The organism is Streptomyces sp. RKAG290, assembly GCF_023701695.1.
Taxonomy (GTDB): domain Bacteria; phylum Actinomycetota; class Actinomycetes; order Streptomycetales; family Streptomycetaceae; genus Streptomyces.
The window spans coordinates 4,372,500-4,394,621 of sequence record NZ_JAJOZC010000001.1; the positions used below are offsets into that span (position 1 = coordinate 4,372,500).

Annotated in this window: 21 protein-coding genes, 1 tRNA gene and 2 pseudogenes; 17 read left to right on the plus strand and 7 right to left on the minus strand. The window is 70.0% G+C overall.

All coding sequences use genetic code 11. The features are described from left to right. Window positions 1–13: 13 nt before the first annotated feature. The 6 genes and pseudogenes from eno to LNW71_RS19275 all read left to right on the plus strand — a co-directional run bounded on the left by eno (window position 14) and on the right by LNW71_RS19275 (window position 7,136). A complete protein-coding gene (gene eno, locus LNW71_RS19250; protein WP_073738482.1) occupies window positions 14–1,294 on the plus strand; it encodes a phosphopyruvate hydratase in 1,281 nt (426 codons plus the stop codon). Between the two features lie 117 nt (window positions 1,295–1,411). Next, complete coding sequence (locus LNW71_RS19255) at window positions 1,412–1,882, plus strand: septum formation initiator family protein (RefSeq protein WP_250969366.1); 471 nt, start codon at window positions 1,412–1,414, stop codon at window positions 1,880–1,882. A gap of 63 nt (window positions 1,883–1,945) precedes the next feature. Next, window positions 1,946–2,485 (plus strand): DUF501 domain-containing protein, encoded by a 540-nt coding sequence (locus tag LNW71_RS19260; RefSeq protein WP_250969367.1) that lies wholly within the window; start codon window positions 1,946–1,948, stop codon window positions 2,483–2,485. Between the two features lie 151 nt (window positions 2,486–2,636). Continuing rightward, window positions 2,637–3,578 carry a Ppx/GppA phosphatase family protein gene (locus tag LNW71_RS19265; protein ID WP_250969368.1) on the plus strand — a complete coding sequence of 314 codons (942 nt, stop codon included), beginning with the start codon at window positions 2,637–2,639 and terminating at the stop codon, window positions 3,576–3,578. A gap of 508 nt (window positions 3,579–4,086) precedes the next feature. Then, entirely contained in the window at window positions 4,087–5,472 is a 1,386-nt protein-coding gene (locus LNW71_RS19270; RefSeq protein WP_250969369.1) for an NAD(P)/FAD-dependent oxidoreductase, read from the plus strand. 360 nt (window positions 5,473–5,832) lie between these two features. Continuing rightward, a pseudogene (locus LNW71_RS19275) lies at window positions 5,833–7,136 on the plus strand (class I SAM-dependent methyltransferase). A gap of 74 nt (window positions 7,137–7,210) precedes the next feature. Here the strand turns inward: LNW71_RS19275 and LNW71_RS19280 are convergent. Continuing rightward, window positions 7,211–9,739 carry an ABC transporter permease gene (locus LNW71_RS19280; protein ID WP_250969370.1) on the minus strand — a complete coding sequence of 843 codons (2,529 nt, stop codon included), beginning with the start codon at window positions 9,737–9,739 and terminating at the stop codon, window positions 7,211–7,213. 101 nt (window positions 9,740–9,840) lie between these two features. Next, window positions 9,841–10,611, minus strand: coding sequence for an ABC transporter ATP-binding protein (locus LNW71_RS19285; RefSeq protein ID WP_250969371.1), 771 nt, complete (start codon window positions 10,609–10,611; stop codon window positions 9,841–9,843). A gap of 578 nt (window positions 10,612–11,189) precedes the next feature. On the opposite strand from LNW71_RS19285, the gene LNW71_RS19290 reads away from it, so the two are divergent. After that, a tRNA-Leu gene (locus LNW71_RS19290) sits at window positions 11,190–11,275 on the plus strand. A gap of 149 nt (window positions 11,276–11,424) precedes the next feature. On the opposite strand, the gene LNW71_RS19295 is transcribed toward LNW71_RS19290, so the two are convergent. Beyond that, window positions 11,425–12,267 carry a hypothetical protein gene (locus LNW71_RS19295; protein ID WP_250969372.1) on the minus strand — a complete coding sequence of 281 codons (843 nt, stop codon included), beginning with the start codon at window positions 12,265–12,267 and terminating at the stop codon, window positions 11,425–11,427. A gap of 302 nt (window positions 12,268–12,569) precedes the next feature. Between LNW71_RS19295 and LNW71_RS19300 the strand changes: the two genes are divergently transcribed. The 6 genes and pseudogenes from LNW71_RS19300 to LNW71_RS19325 form a co-directional block, all read left to right on the plus strand. Continuing rightward, complete coding sequence (locus LNW71_RS19300; RefSeq protein WP_250969373.1) at window positions 12,570–13,664, plus strand: hypothetical protein; 1,095 nt, start codon at window positions 12,570–12,572, stop codon at window positions 13,662–13,664. Then, a complete protein-coding gene (locus LNW71_RS19305) occupies window positions 13,661–14,152 on the plus strand; it encodes a hypothetical protein (RefSeq protein WP_250969374.1) in 492 nt (163 codons plus the stop codon). Before LNW71_RS19300 ends, LNW71_RS19305 begins: the two co-directional genes overlap by 4 nt. A gap of 25 nt (window positions 14,153–14,177) precedes the next feature. Then, window positions 14,178–14,759, plus strand: a complete 582-nt coding sequence (locus tag LNW71_RS19310; protein WP_250969375.1) for a hypothetical protein — start codon at window positions 14,178–14,180, stop codon at window positions 14,757–14,759. A 46-nt stretch (window positions 14,760–14,805) separates the two neighbouring features. After that, window positions 14,806–15,249 (plus strand): hypothetical protein, encoded by a 444-nt coding sequence (locus tag LNW71_RS19315; RefSeq protein ID WP_250969376.1) that lies wholly within the window; start codon window positions 14,806–14,808, stop codon window positions 15,247–15,249. Next, window positions 15,239–15,673 (plus strand): DUF3592 domain-containing protein, encoded by a 435-nt coding sequence (locus LNW71_RS19320; protein WP_374119429.1) that lies wholly within the window; start codon window positions 15,239–15,241, stop codon window positions 15,671–15,673. The genes LNW71_RS19315 and LNW71_RS19320 overlap by 11 nt, the downstream gene beginning before the upstream one ends. Before the next feature lie 47 nt (window positions 15,674–15,720). After that, window positions 15,721–15,864, plus strand: a pseudogene (locus LNW71_RS19325) (tautomerase family protein); the annotation flags it as partial. Between the two features lie 294 nt (window positions 15,865–16,158). Here the strand turns inward: LNW71_RS19325 and LNW71_RS19330 are convergent. Next, window positions 16,159–17,073, minus strand: coding sequence for a VCBS repeat-containing protein (locus LNW71_RS19330; protein ID WP_250969377.1), 915 nt, complete (start codon window positions 17,071–17,073; stop codon window positions 16,159–16,161). Between the two features lie 289 nt (window positions 17,074–17,362). Here LNW71_RS19330 and LNW71_RS19335 point away from each other — a divergent pair, with 289 nt between their 5' ends. Continuing rightward, the gene (locus LNW71_RS19335; protein ID WP_250969378.1) at window positions 17,363–18,025 is read left to right on the plus strand and encodes a DinB family protein; all 663 of its coding nucleotides are present in this window, start codon (window positions 17,363–17,365) and stop codon (window positions 18,023–18,025) included. Here the strand turns inward: LNW71_RS19335 and LNW71_RS19340 are convergent. Further along, complete coding sequence (locus LNW71_RS19340) at window positions 17,977–18,663, minus strand: MFS transporter (protein WP_250969379.1); 687 nt, start codon at window positions 18,661–18,663, stop codon at window positions 17,977–17,979. The genes LNW71_RS19335 and LNW71_RS19340 overlap by 49 nt on opposite strands. Then, the gene (locus LNW71_RS19345) at window positions 18,621–19,292 is read right to left on the minus strand and encodes an MFS transporter (RefSeq protein WP_250969380.1); all 672 of its coding nucleotides are present in this window, start codon (window positions 19,290–19,292) and stop codon (window positions 18,621–18,623) included. Before LNW71_RS19345 ends, LNW71_RS19340 begins: the two co-directional genes overlap by 43 nt. An 87-nt stretch (window positions 19,293–19,379) precedes the next feature. Between LNW71_RS19345 and LNW71_RS19350 the strand changes: the two genes are divergently transcribed. Both LNW71_RS19350 and LNW71_RS19355 read left to right on the plus strand, forming a co-directional pair. Further along, on the plus strand, window positions 19,380–20,363 hold the full coding sequence (locus tag LNW71_RS19350) for a winged helix-turn-helix domain-containing protein (RefSeq protein WP_250969381.1): 984 nt from the start codon (window positions 19,380–19,382) through the stop codon (window positions 20,361–20,363). 110 nt (window positions 20,364–20,473) lie between these two features. After that, window positions 20,474–21,334 (plus strand): Bax inhibitor-1/YccA family protein, encoded by an 861-nt coding sequence (locus LNW71_RS19355; protein ID WP_250969382.1) that lies wholly within the window; start codon window positions 20,474–20,476, stop codon window positions 21,332–21,334. Window positions 21,335–21,453: 119 nt separating this feature from the next. On the opposite strand, the gene LNW71_RS19360 is transcribed toward LNW71_RS19355, so the two are convergent. Then, a complete protein-coding gene (locus LNW71_RS19360) occupies window positions 21,454–21,681 on the minus strand; it encodes a DUF4287 domain-containing protein (RefSeq protein WP_250969383.1) in 228 nt (75 codons plus the stop codon). 102 nt (window positions 21,682–21,783) lie between these two features. Here LNW71_RS19360 and LNW71_RS19365 point away from each other — a divergent pair, with 102 nt between their 5' ends. Next, entirely contained in the window at window positions 21,784–22,101 is a 318-nt protein-coding gene (locus tag LNW71_RS19365; RefSeq protein WP_250969384.1) for a hypothetical protein, read from the plus strand. Window positions 22,102–22,122: the final 21 nt, after the last annotated feature.

A 22,122-nucleotide genomic window follows, 5' to 3' on the forward strand; every position in this document is an offset into this window, starting at 1 on the left:
AGGAGATCGCCTCGTGCCGTCCATCGACGTCGTCGTAGCCAGGGAAATCCTCGACTCCCGGGGCAACCCCACGGTCGAGGTCGAGGTTGGCCTCGACGACGGCAGCACGGGCCGTGCTGCCGTCCCGTCCGGAGCCTCCACCGGTGCGTTCGAGGCCATTGAGCTTCGCGACGGTGACCCCAACCGCTACCACGGCAAGGGTGTCGAGAAGGCCGTCCTCGCCGTCATCGAGCAGATCGGCCCGGAGCTCGTCGGCTACGACGCGACCGAGCAGCGGCTGATCGACCAGGCGATGTTCGACCTGGACGCCACCGAGAACAAGGGCTCGCTCGGCGCGAACGCCATCCTCGGTGTCTCGCTCGCCGTCGCCCACGCCGCGTCCGAGGCCTCGGACCTGCCGCTGTTCCGCTACCTCGGTGGCCCGAACGCGCACCTGCTGCCCGTCCCGATGATGAACATCCTCAACGGTGGGTCGCACGCCGACTCCAACGTGGACATCCAGGAGTTCATGATCGCCCCGATCGGCGCGGAGTCCTTCTCCGAGGCCCTGCGCTGGGGCGCCGAGGTCTATCACACGCTGAAGAAGGTCCTCAAGACCAAGGGCCTGTCCACCGGTCTCGGCGACGAGGGCGGCTTCGCGCCGAACCTGGAGTCGAACCGCGCCGCGCTCGACCTCATCGTCGAGGCCATCAAGGAAGCCGGCTACGCCCCGGGCAAGGACATCGCGCTCGCGCTCGACGTCGCCGCCTCGGAGTTCTACAAGGACGGCAAGTACGAGTTCGAGGGCAAGTCCCGCTCGGCCGCCGAGATGACCGAGTACTACGAGGAGCTCGTCTCCGCGTACCCGCTGGTCTCCATCGAGGACCCGCTGTACGAGGACGACTGGGCCGGCTGGAAGGTCATCACCGACAAGATCGGCGCCAAGGTGCAGATCGTCGGCGACGACCTCTTCGTCACCAACCCGGAGCGCCTGGCCCGCGGCATCGAGGAGGGCTCCGCCAACGCCCTGCTCGTCAAGGTCAACCAGATCGGTTCGCTGACCGAGACCCTGGACGCCGTCGAGCTGGCTCAGCGCAACGGCTTCAAGTGCATGATGTCCCACCGCTCCGGCGAGACCGAGGACGTCACCATCGCCGACCTCGCGGTCGCCGTGAACTGCGGTCAGATCAAGACCGGCGCCCCGGCCCGCTCGGACCGCGTCGCCAAGTACAACCAGCTGCTGCGCATCGAGGAGATCCTCGACGACGCCGCGGTGTACGCGGGCCGCTCGGCGTTCCCGCGCTTCAAGGGCTGACACGTACAGCAGGCGCTGACAAGCCCGACCGGGGCAAGTGCCCCGGCCTCCGTCCGTCCCCGCACTCGGTCCCGTACCGTGTGCGGGGACGGACGTGCGTAATGGGGAGGCGGAGACATGGCCGCGAAGGACCGGGACCGGTTCTCCACCGCGACCCGGCTGAGGCTGCTCGGTGAGCAGACCGCAGCCCGCGTGTACCGCTCCCAGAACCGCCGCCAGGCCCGCCGCTCCCGCCTCACCGGCCGGGCGGCCTTCCTGGCCCTCATCGTCTGCTCCCTGGTGGTCGCGCTCGCGTACCCGATGCGGCAGTACGTGTCGCAGCGCGACGAGATCGCCGACCAGGAGCGGCTCGCGCAGGAGGCCGAGGCGCGTACCGAGGAACTGCGCGACGAGAAGGCGCGCCTCCAGGACGACGCGTACATCAAGCGGCTGGCCCGCGAGCACCTGCACTACCTTCTTCCCGGGGAGACCGGCTACACGGTGGTCGACCCCGACGCGGTCAAGGAGCGCAACGGAAAGCCGGAGGAGTCCGGCCGGCCGTGGCACTCCAACCTGTGGGACGGCGTCGACAGCGCCGACCGCGGCTGACCCGTATTCCTTTCACCTCTGCAGAACCGCAGTTCGAGCAGCCCGATCAGAACCTAGGCAGGCATGGAAACGCCCCCTCCCCAGACCGAGTCCACCGCGCCCACCGACGCGGACATCGCCGCGTTCCAGCAGCAGCTGGGGCGGCCGCCGCGCGGGCTGCGTGCCATCGCGCACCGCTGTCCGTGCGGAAACCCGGATGTGGTCGAGACGCAGCCCCGGCTGGAGGACGGTACGCCGTTCCCGACGACGTTCTACCTGACGTGCCCGCGTGCGGCGTCCGCGATCGGCACATTGGAGGCGAACGGGGTCATGCGGGAGATGACCGAGCGCCTCGGTACGGATCCGGAGCTGGCCGCGGCGTACCGGGTCGCGCACGAGGACTACATCGCGCGGCGGGACGCCATCGAGGTGCTGGAGGGCTTCCCGAGTGCGGGGGGCATGCCGGACCGGGTGAAGTGCCTGCACGTGCTCGTGGGGCACTCGCTGGCCGCGGGGCCGGGGGTGAACCCGCTGGGGGACGAGGCGATCGCGATGCTGCCGGAATGGTGGCGCAAGGGGCCGTGCGTTTCGCCCTGCGGCGGGCCGGGCTCGGACGAGGGCTGACCCATCCCCCGGGGCTCCGCCCCCGGACCCCCGCTCCTCAATCGCCGGAGGGGCTTGGAGGGGGCTCCGCTCACGGACCCCCGCTCCTCAATCGCCGGAGGGGCTTCGGCCCCGAACCCCCGGTCCTCGAACGTCGGAGAGGCTTGAAGACATGACGCGCGTGGCCGCCATCGACTGCGGTACCAACTCGATCCGCCTGCTGGTCGCGGATGCCGACCCCGGCACCGGAGAGTTCGTCGAGCTCGACCGGCGGATGGAGATCGTCCGGCTCGGGCAGGACGTCGACCGGACCGGCCGGCTCGCCCCCGAGGCGCTGGAGCGGACCTTCGCGGCCTGCCGCCAGTACGCGGCGGTGATCAAGGAGCACGGTGCGGAGAAGGTCCGCTTCGTCGCCACCTCCGCTTCCCGGGACGCGGAGAACAGGGACGACTTCGTCCGCGGTGTGCTGGACATCCTGGGTGTGGAGCCCGAGGTGATCAGCGGCGACCAGGAGGCCGAGTTCTCGTTCGACGGAGCCACCAAGGAGCTGACCGGGCGCGACGACCTGGCGAAGCCGTACCTCGTGGTGGACATCGGCGGCGGCTCCACCGAGTTCGTCGTCGGTGACGACCGGGTGCGGGCCGCGCGGTCCGTGGACATCGGCTGTGTCCGGATGACCGAGCGCCACCTCGTGCGGGACGGCGTGGTCGCGGACCCGCCCGCAGCTGCCGCCGTCGAGGCGATCCGCGCGGATGCCGAGGCGGCCCTGGACCTGGCCGGCGAGAGCGTCCCGCTCACCGGGGCGGGCACGCTCGTGGGGCTCGCCGGCACGGTCACCACCATGGCGGCGATCGCGCTGGGTCTGGAGGAGTACGACTCCGAGGCGATCCACCACTCCCGGATCTCGCTGGAGCAGGTCCGGGAGATCACCGGGCGGCTCCTCGCCTCGACCCACGCGGAGCGCGCGGCGATGGGTGCGATGCATCCGGGACGGGTCGACGTGATCGGCTCCGGGGCACTGATCCTGCTGGCCGTCATGGAGCGCACCGGGGCCCGCGAGGTGGTCGTCAGCGAGCACGACATCCTCGACGGCATCGGCTGGTCCATCGCCTGAGGGCGCGGGGTAAGGCCCTTGGCGGGCCGGAGCCGCAGAATGCCCTCCCCGGGGCTCCGTGAGGGGCGCCGGGGGCGGGGTGCGCGGCGGGCCGGGAACGGCGCTCATACGCATTCCTGCCTGCACCTTTGAGCCGCTGAGGGCCACCCGGGGGACCCCTCCCGAGACACGTCGCGACGAAGTTCGTGAACTTCTTCACAAGGAATTCGGTCCCTTGGGGCAGACTTCTGCTCCGTACGGGCCTCCGGGAGGGTGTGCGGGGTCACTCGCGACGCGAACGGGCCGGTTCCAGGGGTGTTGCGGGAGTGTGAACCGCGGGGGTGGTCCACCCCGCCCGGCGGCTCAAGGGCCAGCTCACAAGCGGTGAACAACGTTCGCCACGGTGTCGTGGTTCCCCTCCGGGGCCATGAGCTGGGTCACGTGGGCGGCGAAGTGTAGCAGAGGGTGGGCCATACCTTGTGAAGGGGCTCACGAGCATGCCCCCCGAGGGGGGTGGATACTCGATGGCATGAGCACCACGGAGCGTCCCAGGATCCTCGTAGTAGGCGGTGGGTACGTAGGCCTGTACGCAGCTCGGCGCATTCTGAAGAAGATGCGCTACGGAGAGGCGACCGTCACGGTCGTCGACCCCCGGTCGTACATGACGTACCAGCCCTTCCTCCCCGAAGCTGCTGCCGGCAGCATCTCGCCTCGGCATGTCGTCGTCCCGCTGCGACGCGTGCTGCCCAAGGCTGAGGTTCTCACCGGCCGAGTCACGACCATCGACCAGGACCGCAAGGTCGCCACGGTTGCGCCGCTCGTCGGCGAGGCCTACGAGCTGCCCTTCGACTACCTGGTCATCGCGATGGGCGCGGTCTCCCGTACCTTCCCGATCCCCGGCCTGGCCGAACAGGGCATCGGTATGAAGGGCATCGAGGAGGCCATCGGTCTGCGCAACCACGTTCTGGAGCAGCTGGACAAGGCTGACTCGACCACCGATGAGGATGTCCGCCGCCGGGCGCTCACCTTCGTCTTCGTGGGCGGCGGGTTCGCCGGTGCGGAGACCATCGGCGAGGTCGAGGACATGGCCCGCGACGCGGCGAAGTACTACACGAACGTGAAGCGCGAGGACATGCGCTTCGTGCTCGTCGACGCCGCCGACAAGATCCTTCCCGAGGTCGGCCCGAAGCTGGGCACCTGGGGCCGGGAGCACCTGGAGTCCCGTGGCGTCGAGGTCTTCCTCTCGACCTCCATGGACTCCTGCGTCGACGGTCACGTGGTGCTGAAGAACGGCCTCGAGGTCGACTCCAACACCATCGTGTGGACGGCCGGCGTGAAGCCGAACCCGGCGCTGGCCCGCTTCGGTCTGCCGCTCGGCCCGCGCGGTCACGTGGACACCTCCGAGAAGCTCCAGGTGCAGGGCACCGACTACATCTGGGCCGCGGGCGACAACGCCCAGGTTCCGGACCTGATCGGCCGCAAGGCCGGCAACCCGAACGCCTGGTGCCCGCCGAACGCCCAGCACGCGCTGCGTCAGGCCAGGGTCCTCGGTGACAACGTCATCTCCGGGATGCGCGGCTTCCCGCAGGCCGACTACAGCCACGCCAACAAGGGTGCGGTCGCCGGTCTGGGCCTGCACAAGGGCGTCGCGATGATCGTCATGGGCAAGGTGAAGATCAAGCTCAAGGGCCGTCTCGCCTGGTACATGCACCGTGGCTACCACGGCATGGCGATGCCGACCTGGAACCGCAAGATCCGGATCTTCGCCGACTGGACCCTTGCGATGTTCCTCAAGCGCGAGGTCGTCTCGCTCGGCGCCATGGAGACGCCGCGCGAGGAGTTCTACGAGGCCGCCAAGCCCGCCCCCGCGCCGGCCGCCGCCAAGCCGGTGGGCGAGAAGGCCAAGGCCTCCTAGTCCTCCCCCGGGCCGGAGGCAAACACCTCCTGGTCCGCCCGCGGATGCCCCGTATCCGCACTGTCCGTCGCACAACGCCCGAAGGGGCCGTCCGCCATCCGTGGTGCGGGCGGCCCCTTCGGCGTATCGGCGCGGGGTGGGGTGGTGTGCGGTGCGGGGGTGCGGGGGCCAGCGGCCCGGCGGATGCATGTGCCGTACAGGTATTTTGCCGATCCATTGCGCAGTAGCGGGATGGCCCGGCCGCCGGAAACTGTTGAGGGGGTGTACCTCGCCGCGGCGCCAAGGGTGCCGGGGCGTGGTCCGAGACATGTGTGGGCATGTCTGGGCACGTCGGGAAACACCATCACGGAGGTGTGCGCCATGGCAGACGCCGCGTCGCGGCTGACCGCTCTCGCCCAGGAGTTGCTGGGAGAACCCCTACCGGTCCGCATCCGGGCCTGGGACGGCAGCGAATCCGGGCCGCCCGGTGCCCCCGTCCTCGTCATCAGGAACCGTCGCGCCCTGCGCCGGCTGCTGTGGAAGCCGGGCGAACTGGGCCTGGCCCGCGCCTGGGTGGCCGGGGAGATCGACATCGAAGGCGACCTGTACGAGGCCCTGGACCTGATCGCCGGGCTGATCTGGGACCGCGGCGCGGAGGCGAAGGACAGCGTCCACCCGGTCCGCGACCCGAAGCTGCGCGCCGCCGCCAAGGGGCTGCTGCAACTGGCCGGCCCCTGGCCGCCGCCACCTCCGCCCCGGAGGAGGTACGCCGCCGCACCGGCACCCTGCACACCAGACGCCGCGACAAGGAGGCCATCAGCCACCACTACGACGTGGGCAATGACTTCTACGAACTGGTCCTCGGCCCGTCCATGGTCTACTCCTGCGCCTACTGGGAGGACGGCGGGAACCTCGAGGACGCCCAGCGCGACAAGCTCGACCTGGTCTGCCGCAAGCTCGCCCTGAAGGAGGGCGACCGCCTCCTGGACGTCGGTTGCGGCTGGGGCTCCATGGCCGTCCACGCCGCCCGTGAGTACGGCGCCCGGGTCACCGGCGTGACCCTCTCCACCGAACAGGCCGCCTTCGCCCGCAAGCGCATCGCCGAAGAGGGGCTGACCGACCGGATCGAGATCCGGGTCCAGGACTACCGGGACGTCAGGGACGGCCCGTACGACGCCATCTCCTCGATCGGGATGGCGGAACACGTCGGCTCGGTCCGCTACCGCGAGTACGCCGACGACCTCTACGCACTCCTCAAGCCCGGCGGGCGCCTCCTCAACCACCAGATCGCCCGCCGCCCGGAGAGGGACGAGTCCGCGTACCACGTGGACGCGTTCATCGACGCCTACGTCTTCCCGGACGGCGAACTGGCCCCGGTGGGCCGGACCGTCGCGACCCTCGAAGAAGCCGGCTTCGAGGCCCGCGACGTCGAGTCGCTCCGCGAGCACTACGCACTGACCCTGCGCCGCTGGGTCGCCAACCTGGAGAGGGACTGGAGCCGCGCGGTGAAGATGACCTCGCCCGGCCGAGCCAGGGTCTGGCGGCTCTACATGGCGGCCTCCGCGCTCTCCTTCGAACACAACAAGATCGGCGTCAACCAGATCCTGGTGGTGCGTCCGGTGGCGGGCGGCAACGCCCGCATGCCGCTGCGCGCCCGCGACTGGAAGGCGTCCGCGACCGGCTGAGCCGGACCCGGACGCGGCAGAGGGCCGGTACCCGCCACGGCGGGTACCGGCCCTCTGCCGTAGGCCGTCCGGCACTACTCGGTCTTGATGGCCGTCAGCATGTTGAGCCTGGCGGCGCTGCGGGCCGGCCACATCGCGGCCAGCACCCCCACCAGTCCGGCCAGCAGCAGGAAGAGCGCGATCCGGCCCCACGGCACGACCAGGGCGTACTGCGGGATCTGGGACGACGCGGCCTGGCCGATCGCCCAGCCGAGGAACAGGCCGAGCGCGATGCCGACCACCGCGCCGAACAGCGAGATGACCACGGCCTCCAGCCGGATCATGCGCTTGACCTTGCGCCGGTCCAGGCCGATCGCCCGCAGCATGCCGATCTCCTGCTGCCGCTCGAAGACCGACATCGCCAGGGTGTTGACGACCCCGAGCACCGCGATGATCAGGGCCATCGCCAGCAGGCCGTACATGATGTTCATGACGAGGTTGATGGAGCCGCCGAACATGTCCCGGATGTCCTGGCGGTCCATGACGCTCATGCCCGGGTTGTCGCCCAGCGCGTTCACCAGGGACTGCTCGTTGGCCGCGCTCGCGCCGCCGTCCGTCTTCACCCAGATCTCGCGGATGTCCGCGCGGCCCTCGTGCGGGGCCACCTTGTCGCGGGGGATCAGGACGGGCGACAGGAACTCGTTGTCCTTGTAGAGCGCGCCGACCTTCAGGCTCTCCTTCTTGTCGTCCTCGTAGGTGACCGGGACGCTGTCCCCGGCGTGCCAGCCGTGCGACTTCGCGGTCTTCTCCGAGACGGCGATCTCGCCCTTGCCGAGGGAGTCCATCGAGCCCGCGACGGTGTCGACGGCGAGGACCCTCTGCACGTCGCCGGGGGTGACGCCGGACGCCGAGAGCGAGGTCTTGCCGATGTCCAGCCAGACGGACTGCTGGGGCGAGACGGCGGTGACGCCGTCGGCCTTCTCCAGGGCGGTGAGCGCCGACTCGTCGAGCGAGTCCCCGCTCGCCATCGACACCATGTAGTCGGCCTTGACGTTGTCCGTCGTCATCCGGTCGACCGCCTGGCCGAGGGTGACGCCGAGCACCGAGATGCCGGTGACGAGGGTGAGCCCGATCGCCAGCGCGGAGGCGGTGGCACCGGTGCGCCGCGGGTTACGGACCGCGTTCTGCGCGGCGAGCTTTCCGGAGACCCCGAACAGCCGCTGCAGCAGCGGGCGGACGAGGGCGATCACCGGCCGGGACAGCAGCGGGATGAGGATGATGATGCCGATCAGCGCCAGGAAGGCACCTGCCGCGATGGCGAGCTGCGCACTCGTACCGGACTTCGCCGCACCGGCCATGATCGCCGCCGCGCCGAGCAGGGTGATGACCGCGCCGATCGAGTTGCGCAGGACCAGGGACTTCACGGTGGCCACCGCGTGCATGCTGTTCATCGCCGCGACCGGCGGGATCTTCGCGGCCCGCCGGGCGGGCAGCCAGGCGGCCAGCACGGTGATCACGACACCGACGGCGAAGGCGGTGAGGACGGTGGTCGGGGCGACCACCAGCGGGCCGGCCGGGATCTTGCCGCCGAACAGGCTCATCGCGGAGCGCAGCCCGGTGGCGAGACCGAGGCCCAGGGCGAAGCCGATGACGGACGCGATCAGGCCGACCACGGCTGCTTCGAGCAGCACCGAGCGCTTGACCTGGCGGCGCGAGGCACCGACGGCGCGCAGCAGCGCCAGCTCCTTGGTGCGCTGGGCGACCAGCATGGTGAAGGTGTTGGCGATCAGGAAGATGCCGACGAAGAGCGCGATGCCCGCGAAGGCGAGCAGCACCCTGTTGATGCTGCTCAGCTCGGACTCGGTCTGCTCGGCCTGCTCGTCGGCGCGTACCTTGCCGGTCTTGGCGACGGCGTCCTTGGGCAGCAGCGGCTTCACCGCGGTCAGCAGTTGCTGGTCGGTGGCGCCGGACGCGGCGGTGACGGAGGCGTCCTGGAACTCGCCCGGCCTGAGGAAGAGCTTCTGGGCCACCGCGGTGTCGAAGAGGACCAGGCTGCCGCCGGCGTTGACCGCGCCGTCCTCGGTGGTGAAGACGCCGGCGAGGGTGTACTCCTTCACCGGCCCGTTCGTGGCGACCCGGACGTGGTCCCCGACCTTGTACTCGCCCTTCTCCGCGGTGTCCTTGTCCAGGGCGATGCTGCCCGCCCCGGCCGGCCCCGAGCCGTCGGTGAAGGAGTACTGCGCGTCCTTGCCGCCCTTGCCGGGGGCGAAGTTGGCGCCGGTGTTGGACCAGCCGTTGCCGATCAGCTTGCCGTCGGGGTCGGCTACCCCGGCGAAGCCGGAGACCCGTCCGGTGGCGCTCTCCACGCCGTCCAGGCCCTGGATCTTCTTCAGGGTGGCGGCGTCGATGCCGGGCGTCTTCGCATCGCGCTGGTCGGCGTAGGTGGTGACCGCGACGGCGACGTCGTCGTAGTTCTTCGCCGACTGGCTGCGGAAGGCGTTTCCGAGGGTGTCGGTGAAGACCAGGGTGCCGGAGACGAAGGCCACGCCGAGCATCACGGCGAGGACGGTCATCAGCAGCCTGGCCTTGTGCGAGAGCACATTGCGCAGGGCGGTACGGAACATGTCTGTCAGTCCTGGGGATGGGGAGGGGTTCCGGACGGGGGCATGGGTCAGGCGTCGCGCGGCACGAGGCGGTGCGACGACGGGCCCGGGGAGGGGCCGGGCTAGCTGGTGCGGCCCTTGGCGTCGAACGCCTTCATCCGGTCCAGCACCCCGTCCGCGGTGGGGTGCATCATCTGGTCCACGATCGCCCCGTCCGCGAGGAAGATCACCCGGTCCGCGTAGGAGGCGGCGGCCGGGTCGTGGGTCACCATCACCACGGTCTGGCCCAGCTCGCGCACCGAGTTGCGCAGGAAGCCGAGGACCTCGGCGCCGGACCGGGAGTCGAGGTTGCCGGTCGGCTCGTCACCGAAGATGATCTCCGGCTGCGAGGCCAGGGCGCGGGCCACGGCGACGCGCTGCTGCTGGCCGCCGGAGAGCTCGGTGGGCCGGTGCTTCAGGCGGTCGGCGAGGCCGACCATGTCGATGACCTTGCGCAGCCAGTCCTGGTCCGGCTTGCGGCCGGCGATGTCCATCGGCAGCGTGATGTTCTCCAGCGCCGACAGCGTCGGCAGCAGGTTGAACGCCTGGAAGATGAAACCGATCTTGTCCCGGCGCAACTGGGTGAGCTGCTTGTCCTTGAGGGACCCCAGCTCCGTCTCACCGATCCGCACCGATCCGCTGCTGAAGCTGTCCAGACCGGCCACGCAGTGCATCAGCGTGGACTTGCCGGAACCCGACGGGCCCATGATCGCGGTGAACTCGCCCTGCGGGAAGTCCACGGTGACCCGGTCCAGGGCGGTCACCTTGGTCTCGCCCTCTCCGTAGACCTTCGAGAGTTCCGTGGCGCGGGCTGCCACCGCGGTGGCGCGGCGAGCGGTGGACATGGTGGTCACGGGAGACTCCAGGGTCGGTTTCGTACGGGAACGGAGTGCCCGTCCCCGAGGGGCCCGCCAGGGGCCGCTTCCGGGGGATGGGCACTGCTCCATCGTCTCCGCCGTTCCACCTCCGGTCGTCACTCCCGGTGCCCGTTCCGGGGGCCCTCTTGAGTCGCACCACAGGGGCGCCGGCGTCCTCCTGCGGTATGACATGGACCCTGAGCCGGGTGGACCTGTGGGTGGGCTCGCCCGCGCCCGTGGCGGGGTCCTCGACCGGGGGGCGAGCGGGGCGCCGGGTGCGTGCTCGGCCGCCCGGGTGGACGTCCTGGGCTCGTCCGTCACCCGGCAGGGGTGGCGTACCCCTGGCGATCCATGGCGTGCCCCTGGCGAATCGGCTGTGTGGGTGCGGCGAATTTCCGTCAATTCGGATTACCTGTCGCCGCGCCCACGACCCGCCCAGGCATGTGACTATCCCTCTTGGGCGTGCTGACGATCCCTCAAACGATCAATAAAATAAGACAACATCGAGCCACTGCTCGGCTGATCGACGGGCGCCCACGGATAGGGTCATGTGCCAACGCGGAGCCGCGCGCCAAGCCCGGATGGTGGAATGCAGACACGGCGAGCTTAAACCTCGCTGCCCCTCGGGGGCGTGCCGGTTCAAGTCCGGCTCCGGGCACCATCGCGCGCAGGGGACGAGCAGGGACCGTACGGCGTCGGGCGGCATGAACGCCCCACGTCCGAGCCCCGCACCGGCATGGTCGCGGCCTTCGGGGACGATCACTCAGGGTCCGGTCGCAGGGGTGCGCACGAGTTCCTGCGGGACAGCCCTCAGACCGTCCCGGGCGGGACCTGTCCGCCTGTTGCCGCGTCTGCGGCCGGGGCGGGGCCGTCCGCGGTGCGGCGGGTCAGGGCGCACACCGCGGCGCCGAGGGCGAAGCCGTAGACGGAGACGAGGCCGTGGCCGTTGGACTGGGCGAACCAGACCACCAGGCCGAGCGCGGGCACGGCGGCCGCGAGCAGGGTCTGCTTCACGTTCTCGGGGTCCCGGGCAGCGCGCAGCCTGCGCAGGAGAAGGGCTGCGGACAGGGTCGCGGCGAGGAAGTACGTGGCCCCGGAACTTCCGGCGAAGTTGCGGGGGTCGGTGCTGTGGCCGCTCTCGCCGAACAGGGCGTCGATCCGCCCGGGCAGCAGGATGCCGGCGAGGAACAGGCCCAGCGTCAGGGGTGCGCCCCAGAACCAGTCGGCCAGCGCGGCGATGACGGCCAGAGTGGCGATGTTCCAGGCGCCGCCGAGGAGACCGCCGTTCTGCATGAAGGTCGCGGTGAGGATCCGCCACCAGCCGGATCTGGCGGGGTCGCTGTCGAGGGCGTCCATCGCGCCGGACCAGCAGAGCTGGGTGATGACCCCGGCGAGGGCGACCGCGGTCAAGGCCACCGCCGCCCACGGGATGCCGCGCCCCCGCAGGGTGCCCCGGCCGACCAGGGCCAGTCCGCCGTTGATCATCAACATCATCAGTGCTGCCGTGGTCACGTTGAACAGCAGTCCGCCCATCGCCACCACCCCCTTCCAGCGCAGTTTGAATCCCCCGATGATGACAGTAGACGCGGCCTCGGCAGTTTGCCGCAGGTGGCGACGCGGCTCGACACGCAGGCGGGCAGCATGTACTGCCACGTGCCCAACAAGAGCGCCCTGCTCCAGCTGATGGCCTGGCACTGGCCATGGCGGCGCGCAGCAGCCAGCAGCAACCTCGCATGTGAGCGTCCAGCTCTGCCGAGCATCTTTGTGACGGTCCATCGGCTCCGGCCGGCGGACCGTTCTCGTTGTCGGACTCGCCCCGCCCCGCCCGTTTGCGTCCGGCCCTGCCGGCCGGTGGCGTCTCCGAATTGGGACCTGGATTGGGCCCCAGGGCCCGTGCCGTAACAGGGGCCCCTCTCGTAGCCTCCCTGCCCTAAGGCCATACGGGAGGACAAGCCATGTCACGGACGAGGTCTCGGGAGCCCATACCCGGCAGCAGGCGGGGTGACCGGGGCGCCACCGCGTTCGAGTACCTCGGCACGATCCTGGTCGTGGTGGCCCTCATCGGCGGTATGGCGGTGGCCGGCCTCGGTGGGCAGATCAGCCACCGGATCCACTGCCTCGTCGCCTCGATCGGCGGCGGCAGCGGCGGGTGCGACAGCGGCAAGGGCGGCGAGGCGGGCGGCGATCCCAACGCCGAGTTCGAGCCCATCACCTGTGCCACGGTCACCAAGTCCGGTACCCAGGGCGGCAAGTTCGGCGTCTCGTTCGAGACCCTCGGCATCGAGTTCGGCGGCGAATTCGGCTTCGAGGAGACGACGTCCAAGGCCAAGACGGATGTCAACAAGGACGGCAAGATCGACGACAAGGACGAGCAGGTCTCGCTCACCTTCACGGATGCCGGTTCGGTGAAGGGCACGGAGAAGCCGAAGGCCCGCGTCAAGATCGGCGACGTCGGCAAGGACAAGGTGGAGATCGGTGCGGGTCTCACGGTCACCACGGGCGACACCTGGGTGTTCGACAGCCAGAAGGAAGCCGACCAGTTCCGCAAGGACCTCCAGGAGTACAAGAAGCTCAACCGGCTGAACAAGCTCTCCAACCTCAGCCCGGTCGTGGGCGGCGCCACCGAGGTCGCCAGTTGGTTCGGCAAGGGGCCGAAGGCCACGGAGAGCCGCCTCAAGAACAACATCGAGGACAAGCTCGGCAACAAGCACATCACCACCCAGAAGCTCAGCCTCGAGGTCGCCGCCCAGGCCGGTTTCCAGTTCGGCGCCGGGATGAACGCCCCGGACACGACCAACCCGGACGGCACGACCACCCCCGCCCCAAGCCGGGTGCCACCGTCGAGGCCGGCGTCAAGATCTCCGAGGCCCAGGAAGTCACCCTCACGCAGAACCACATCAACAACACCGACGCGTACACCTACCAGGCCAAGGCCACCGGTGGCGCGTACGCGAAGGGCGAGGCCGGCCCCGCCAAGGCCGGTGCCGAGGCCAGTGGCTCGGCGGCGGGGGCCATCACCGTCACCGTCGACAGCAAGACGGGCAAGGTGAAGAGCATCACGATGACGCGGACCCTGGAGGGCAAGGCGGAGGCCAACGCCGGTGTGAAGGGTGATGTCAACGGCAACAAGAAGGGCGGCGGCACGACCACCCAGGTCGTCACGACCACCGTCCCGCTGGACGACAAGAACCTCTCCAAGGAGGAGTCCGACCGCATCAAGTCCCAGATGTTCTCCGGCCAGGGCATGAACAGCGCGTTCAACTACCTGTTCACCGGTTCGCCGGTCCCGACCGAGGACCCCGGCACCGACGATCCGTTCGGCCACTACGCGTTCCAGCACGGCCAGGTCAGCAAGCAGGAGTACGACGGGTCCTCGTCGTCCGAGGAGATCGGTCTCGACATCAACCTGGAGGTGGCGGGCATCAACGGCGCCTACACCACGTCCGAGACCGAGAAGAACCTGCAGAAGGCCGAGTTCCTGGGGGCGCCCACCAACGGGCAGCGCTCATTCGTCCCGTACAGCTACTGTGCGAACTGATCGACCAGTACAAGGAGACGTGATCATGACCTACCGTTCCCTCCGCCGGACGGTGCAGGCCGTCGCCGTCACGACCGCTGTCCTCACCGCCGGCCTGACGCTCACCGCGTGCGGCTCCGACAAGGACGGCACACCGGCCGCGCCCAGCGGCTGGAAGGAGTTGTCGGGGCCGACCGTGTCGCTCTCCTACCCGGACGATCTGACCGAGCAGAGCAAGGCGGAGCGCGGCAAGCTCAACGACGCCGCGGCTCTCCGCAGCGAGGGGGACCGGCCCACGGTGAAGGTGTCGATCCAGAGCGGCTTCGCCAGCGCCTCGAACGGGGACGACGCGGCCTCGGTCGGCAGGGCGCTGCTCATGGCGACCACCGAGGTGAAGGGCACCAAGGACGCGGACGTCGAGGGCGCGAAGGGCGCCAAGCGCATCGACTTCACGTACACCGGCACGGGCGTGCCGCAGTCGCCCCCGAAGGGGGCCGAGGTCAACGGCGTGGTCATCACGGGCGTCGACTCCGACGGGAAGATCTACTCCGTGCGCATCGACGCCCAGGCGGGCAAGCTGAGCGACGCCGACCGGACGAAGATCGTCGACAGCATCAAGGTGAAGTAGTGCCCGAGCGCCGGCCGACGACGAAGAGGCAGTCGAATGTCCCGATATGACGCACGCCGCGGGTACGCCCCGCCCCCGCGCACGACAGGCCCGGCTGCTCGACCTGATGCTGCCCTGGGCCGCGGGCATCCTGGTGACGCTGATCGCGGAGCTGGGCGTCGCCGTGGTCGTCTGGGACTGGATAGCGGGCGACGACCCGTCGAACGTGGCCTCGCCGGCCCGGACCATCCTGTTCCTGCACCTGCCGTCCGCGCTCTGCATCGCGCTCGGCACCTGGGCCGCGGCGGCCCTGCACCGCTCGCCGTCGCGCGATTCGCGCGTACGGCACCTCCTCGCCGCGTTCGCGCCCGCCGTGGCCCTGCAGTTGGTGATCTTCTTCTCCCAGGGGAGCGACCTCACGGTCATCACCTTCCTGGTCCAGCTGGTGGTTCTGGTGGTCGGCTGCGCGGTGGGCTTCCTCGCCGACCGGCTGCGCAACGGTGAGAGGTAATCAAGGAACCCATGAACACCTCGCTCGTACTCATCGGTGTGGTCGCCCTGGTGGCACTCAGGTCCTCGCACGGACCGTCCAGCAACTGCGCGGAGCACGCTCCGGCGTCTCCGCGCCGGCGCGCTGCATCCGCGTGTACGAGCGCGACACGGCGACCGGCTCCTCGAACGACCGGCGGACCTGGCACGTCTTCGCGTTCAGCGCGCAGAACGGGGAGTGGGTCGAGTTCCAGGACGGCGGCAACAAGCGCTTCATCGAGGGCGCACGGGTCACGGTGCGCTACGACCCCGCCGACCCGAAGCGGACCGCCACACTGGCAGGCAGCTCGCGCGGGGTCCTGGCCGAGGGGGCCGTGGGCCTGGCCCTGATGGGGCTCGTGCTGGTGATGTTCCTGACGGACTTCCCGGAGAATTTGTTCTCCTGACGGGATGCCCGGCTATCCCCTCGGGGAGCCGGGCGTGGGCGGCCAAGGAGAAGAAGGCGCTGTACCGCCGGATCGCCGAGCTCGGTCACGAGTACGCGGGCACCGAGCCGCGGAACATGCTCGTCACCCTCACGGAGAACGAGTCGATCGACTGGTCGTTCGGCAACGGGGCGGCGCAGCACGCCCCGTGACGGGCTCCAGGATTCCGGCGACCGACGCGCCTCCGCGAGTGACCACCGCGCGCCCGGCCACCCGACGACGAAAGAGCGTGAACGCGCCGACCCTCCGCCGGGTGGCCGGTTCCCGCTCCTCCGTATCAGCCACGCCCCCGCCCCTGCACGTGAAGTGCGGCCGGAACCAGCCCGGGCCCTCGCGTCACCTGCGTGCCGCGGGCGTTGAGAGGGACGGTCGGGAGGCCTTGCCCGCGCCCCGGCGGCAGGGCGCGGTGCTCTCTCATCTCCCTGACAGAGGCGCCGAGTTGTTGCTCAGAAGAGCCACTTGTACTGGTTCCAGCCGTACGTGCCGATCTTCACCTTGGGCTTGTACGGGGAGGCGGCGTCGCCGGTGCCTGCGTACATCCACAGCGCGCCGGCCTTGTCGCGGGCGAGAAGGTCGGTCCGGTGGTCGTTGTCCATGTCACCGATGGAGACGAGCCGGTTGTACTGGTTCCAGCCGCTGCCGATCCTGGTGCGCTTGTCGTACGGCGCGTTCTGGTTGCCCGTGCCCGTGTAGAGCCACAGGACCCCGGCCTTGTCGCGGGCGACGATGTCGTTCCTGCCGTCGCCGTTCAGGTCGCCGTTGCCGGCGAGCTCAGTGTAGGTGTCCCAGCCGTAGCCGACCTTGATGCGCTTGGTGACCGTGCCGTTCTCGTGGCCGAGGTAGAGATAGAGGTCGCCCTTGGAGTCGCGGGCGAGCAGGTCGCTTGCGTCGGCTCCACCGAGGTTGCCCACGGAGACGATCAGGTCGTAGATGTCCCAGCCGTAGCCGATCTCCTTCGACACCTGCGTGTCGGCAATCTGGAACCGCATCTTGTCGCCCACGCGGAGCCAGAAGCCGTCACGCTCTCCGTCGGCCGTGAGGTCGACCTGGGTGATGGCACTGACGGTCACGGTATATCCCTCGAACACGCGATAGGCGAGCCTGCCCCCGTGCCTCTTCTCGTAGGAGTACAGGTACGCGTCTTCGGTTATGCCGTACAGGGGGTACGACGGGGGAACGGCCCCGGGTGCGGCGGTGGAGGAAGCCGCCGCCGATGGCTTGTCGGCTGCCGTGCCGGCCGGCGGCCGCGCGGAGTCTGCGGCCACGGCGGAGGTGCCGGTGGCGACAAGGGCGACGGTGAGGGCCGCGGCTGCGGCGCGAGCGGCTGTTCGTCTGTGCCTACGGCCAGAAGTGTTGGCCACGAAGTGCTCCCTGGATCGTGATGGGCCGTGTCCCGCGGCGAGTTGCCGGCGGGCCACGGATTCGGCTGAATCGTGTCACGCCTGTGGGCACATAACCTTCACTTCTGATCAGTGCGGCAGGACCTCGGCCTTTGCGAGTCGTTCAACCTCGTCGCGTTGAAGGGGGATGAACCAGGCGGTCGCAGACGTTCGCGCCACTCGGGGCCGCCGGCCGCAGGAGCGAAGGGAGTTGCAGCCCGACGGGTGAAAACAGGTGGGCCGCTAACCGCGTGACTGCGAGATTGGTCCCATGATCGAAACAGGGCACAAGAAGGATCTGCAGCTGTATCTGCAGGACGCGCGCGACACGTTCCTGTGGAAACTCGAAGGCGCGTCCGAGTACGACGTCCGTCGCCCCATGACCCCCACCGGCACAAATCTGTTGGGGCTGGTCAAGCACGTGACCGGCGCCGAGGCGTTCTACTTCGGCGAGGTCTTCGGCCGGCCCGTGGAGGCGCCGGTGCTCTGGATCGCCGGTGACGCCGAGCCGAATGCGGATCTGTGGGCCACCGCCGACGAGGCGCGTGAGCAGATCGTCGCGCAGTACCGCCGGGTGTGGGCGCACTCGGACGCCACGATCGAGTCGTTGGAGCTCGATGCCGTCGGCCGGATGCCAGGGGAAGGGCGCCAGGAGCTGACGCTCCACCGGGTCCTTGTCCACATGGTCGCCGAGACCCAGCGGCATGCCGGGCACGCCGACCTGGTCCGGGAACTGATCGACGGGACCACCGGGCTGCGGAAGGGCAGCGACAACATGGCGCCCGGCGACGCGGCGTGGTGGGGGAGTCATCGGGACCGGGTGGAGCGGGCGGCTCTGGACGCTTCGGGCGGTTCCGGGAGCGCGTCGAGGTGGGCGGAGCAGGGTCAGGTTGCGGGGGACGGGCCGGGGGCGGGTGCCGTGGACTCCCGGTGACGGGGGCCGGCATGGGGTAGCCGGCGTACGGCTCGGGAGGTCAGGGGGAGGAGGGCTGCGACAGCGGAGGCGACACCGGCGGCCGCGGTGAGGTGGAAGGCGCCGTACGTCTGGGACAGCGGGCCTACGGACAGCTGGCCGATCGGGATCGCGACGTACGACAGCAGGTCGTCGTAGGAGGCGACGCGCGAGAGGACGTGCGGCGGGACGTGTTCCTGCAGTGAGGTGTCCCAGGCGACGGCGGTGACGGCGGAGCCGAGCCCGGCGACGAACGCGGCGGCGAGCAGCCACGGGGCGGGCAGACGCGCACCGAGCGCGAGCAGGGGGAGCGCGGCGAGTGCACTGGTCAGCTGTCCGAGGCGCAGCAGGTGCCGGACCACCAGCCGGTACATCAGCAGGCTCGACACCAGCAGACCGAGGCCGCGGGCGCTGAGTACGAATCCCCACGTCGCTTCGCCGTCGAGCTGCCGGGTGAGCTGGGGCCCCAGGATCTGCCAGGTGCCGGTCTGGGCCAGATTCATCAGGCAGAAGGACAGCGCGCCGGCCCACACCCAGCGGATTGCACGGAACTCTGTCCACCCGTCGCGGATGTCGGTCAGGACGGTGGTCCGCGGGGCGCGGACCTGGCGTGCGTGCACGGCCGTGCCGCGTACGTGTCGTGCGGGAACGTGAGCCGCGCGAGGAAGACCGCCGCGAGCAGATAGGTGCACGCGTCGAAGGCGATGGCGGGACCGCTGCCGGCCGCCGCCACGAGCACGCCCGACAGGCTCGGCCCGAGGATCTTCGTGGCGTTGCGTGCCGTTCCCAGCAGCGAGTTCGCCTGCTGGAGCCGGGCCTTGTCGACGAGTTGCGGTACGACCCCGCGCAGCGCCGGGGTGGTGAACGCGGCGAGTGCGCCGTTGAGGAACTCCAGTACGGCCACGGCAGGCAGCGAGTAGTGGCCGGTCAGCAGGAGCGCCGCGACCGCGCCCTGGGTGAGCGCGGCGCCCAGGTGGGAGGCCACCAGCACGGTCCGGCGTGCGGAGCGGTCGGCCACGGCCCCGCCCAGCAGGAGCAGTGCCAGCAGCGGCAGCATGTGGGCGGCCAGGACCACACCGAGGTCATGAGCGCTGCCGGAGGCGTCCAGGACCGCGAACGCCAGCGCGACCGGTGCCATCGAACTGCCGAGCAGCGACACCAGCCGTCCGGCGTAGAACGCGCGGAAGCGCGGTTGCTTGAAGAGAGCGGGGAGGGCGGGGAGAGCAGGAAGAGGAAGAAGTAGAGGCACCGGTGGATTCTGCTGAGACCCCGATGGCGCGCGCTAACGTTTCGGCACGAGGCGAAAGTTCAGGAGCGAAGGGCCCGGAGGCGAAGCGTGGTACTGCTGCGGCTGAGCTCGTTGGCGCTGTCGCGGTCCAGGTTCGCACTGTCGCCGCTGGCCGAGACGCTGGGCTCGATGAGCGTGCTGACCAAGCCGTGCTCCGACCCGTGGCTGCTGCCCTGGTACACCCGCCACCACGACGCCTTCCGTGCCGTTCTCGACGCCGACCCGTTCGCCAAGGGGCTGGTCGAGCTGATCGGCTCGACCAAGTACCTGCCCGGCTACATCACCCTCCCGCCGTCCGGCGGGATGCGCACAGCATTCGCCGACGAGCTGGCGCCGGTCGTGGCCGCCCGCGACGAGGCCGTAAGCGCCGATCTGGAGGCGGCCGTGGCGCACAGTTGGCAGCGCCACGATCTGCGGTGGCTGACCGGACACGGGTGGGGCGCCCGGACGGCCGACCTGTTCCGGTACACGTGGCATACGCATGTCGTCGCGGACTGGCCGCGCCGCCGGGCGCTGCTGGAACGGGACGTCAGCTATCGGGCGGGGCTGCTGGCCGCCTACGGCTGGCCCCGCGCCCTGCAGCAGATGAACCGCCGCAGCGCCTGGGTCGGCACCGACGCGATCCGCTTCAGCCATCAGCCCGGCCCGGACCGCGTCGTCGGTGAGGACGGCATGCTGTTCGTGCCGGTCTGTGTGACGAGCGGCACCTGGCTGTCCGAGGAGCCGCCCGACCGGTACGCCCTGGTCTACCCGGCCCGTGGTGCCGCTGCGGTCGACCCCGGGCGGCGGGAGCCCGCGCGCGCCCTGGAACGGCTGATCGGCACCGGCCGCGCCGCCGTGCTCCACGAGCTGGCGCGCCCCGCCACCAGCACGGAGCTCGCCGGCCGGCTCGGCCAGTCCCTCGGCACCGTCGGGGGGCACCTGGCCGTCCTGCGTGATGCGGACCTGATCGCGGGTACGAGGGTCGGCAGGCGCGTCGTCTACCGGCGCACCGAGGCCGGCGATCTCCTGGCCGGGCAGTGCACGGCCTGATCAGGGGCCCGGCACCGGACGGAAAGATCCTCCCCTGGCACTAGGGAGATTGCTTTGCCTAGCCATTACTCTTGTGGGAAGGCCACGCTGGGTGGCCATGGAGGAGTGAGATGAGGAGCAGCAACCCGGTCTTCTCGCGACGGGGCTTCAGCCGCGACAACGGTTACGCGAACGTCAACGCGGCACCGCAGGCCGGGGCCCCCGTAGCGGGTGCCAACCCGTACGCCACCAACCCCTACGCCCAGCCGGACAGCCAGTACGGCGCCCCGCAGGCGCCGGCGCGCTCCGGTGTGATGACGATCGACGATGTCGTCACCCGTACGGCGCTGACGCTGGGTACGGTCGTGCTCGGTGCCGCGCTCGCCTGGGCGCTGCTGCCGGTGGACGAGGCCAACCTCAACAAGTCGTACGGCATCGCGATCGGCGCCGCGCTGATCGCCTTCGTGCTGTCGCTCGTCCAGTCCTTCAAGCGCAAGCCCGTTCCGGCGCTGATCATCGCGTACGCGGCCTTCGAGGGCGTCTTCCTCGGGGTCATCTCCAGCGCGGTCAGCACCTACATCTCGCCCGGTGTCGTGATGCAGGCGGTGATCGGCACCATGTGTGTCTTCGCCGGTGTGCTGTTCGCGTACAAGATGCGCTGGATCCGGGTCACCCGCCGGTTCTACGGCTTCGTGATGGCCGCCGCCATGGGCTTCATGCTCCTGATGGTGGTCAACCTGCTGTTCGCCGCGTTCGGTGGCGGTGACGGCCTGGGCTTCCGCAGCGGTGGCCTCGGCATCCTCTTCGGTGTCGTCGGCATCATCCTCGGCGCGTGCTTCCTGGCCCTGGACTTCAAGCAGGTCGAGGACGGCATCGCTTACGGCGCCCCGCGCGAGGAGTCCTGGCTGGCGGCCTTCGGCCTCACCATGACCCTGGTGTGGATCTACCTGGAGATGCTGCGCCTGCTCTCCATCCTCAGCGGCGACGACTAGTCGTGGAGCCGGCTCACCCGCCGGCTTGCCCGAACGGCCCGCAGGCTCCGTCACGGAGCCTGCGGGCCGTTTCCGTTCCACGCTCTTTCCTGTGTCACGGGGACGGGGACAGGAGGCCGCTAGAGCAGCTTGCGGGCCGCTCTGCGCAGGTCGTACTCGTGGACGATCGCCTTGGCGTGTCCGTAGGCGAGGTCGTGTTCACCCCGCAGCCAGCTGACCTTCTCCTCGAAACGGAGAGCGGGGCCGTCCTCGACGGTGCGGAGCCAGTCGGGGATATCACGACCGGTGCATTGCGGGATTCTGGAGAGCAGATTGCGGTGGGTCTCTTCGGAGAAGACTTGGGACATCGGCGCCTCCGACGCGTTGTGCGCGTTGCTGGTCCTTCCCGACACCGTGCCTGAGCGTCGGCCCGTTGGCAACCGTCCCGGAGGGGCGCGTAGGGTCGCGGAGTGCTCGATACGACGCCCCTGATCATCGCCGTGGACCGATTCGCCGACCGGTTGCGTGCCGCCCCGCAGAGCAGGCTGCAGCGTGGAGCGGCGGCCGAAGGGCTGGCCGTGGCCAGGGAATTGGCCGTGCGGGCCCAGCGCGTGGAGGCGCCGGAGCGGGAGCCGAGGATCATGCCGGACGCCGGGATGTTCGCGATCGGCGACCAACTGGCCGTCGCGGGGCGGGATCTGGCCGTGGCACTGGAAATGGCCCCGTCCGTGGAGCTGGACGAGGCCGTGCAGTTCGTCGAGGAAGCCACCGCGCGGGCGTTCGCCTAGCCGACAGCCGGCGGGCGGTCG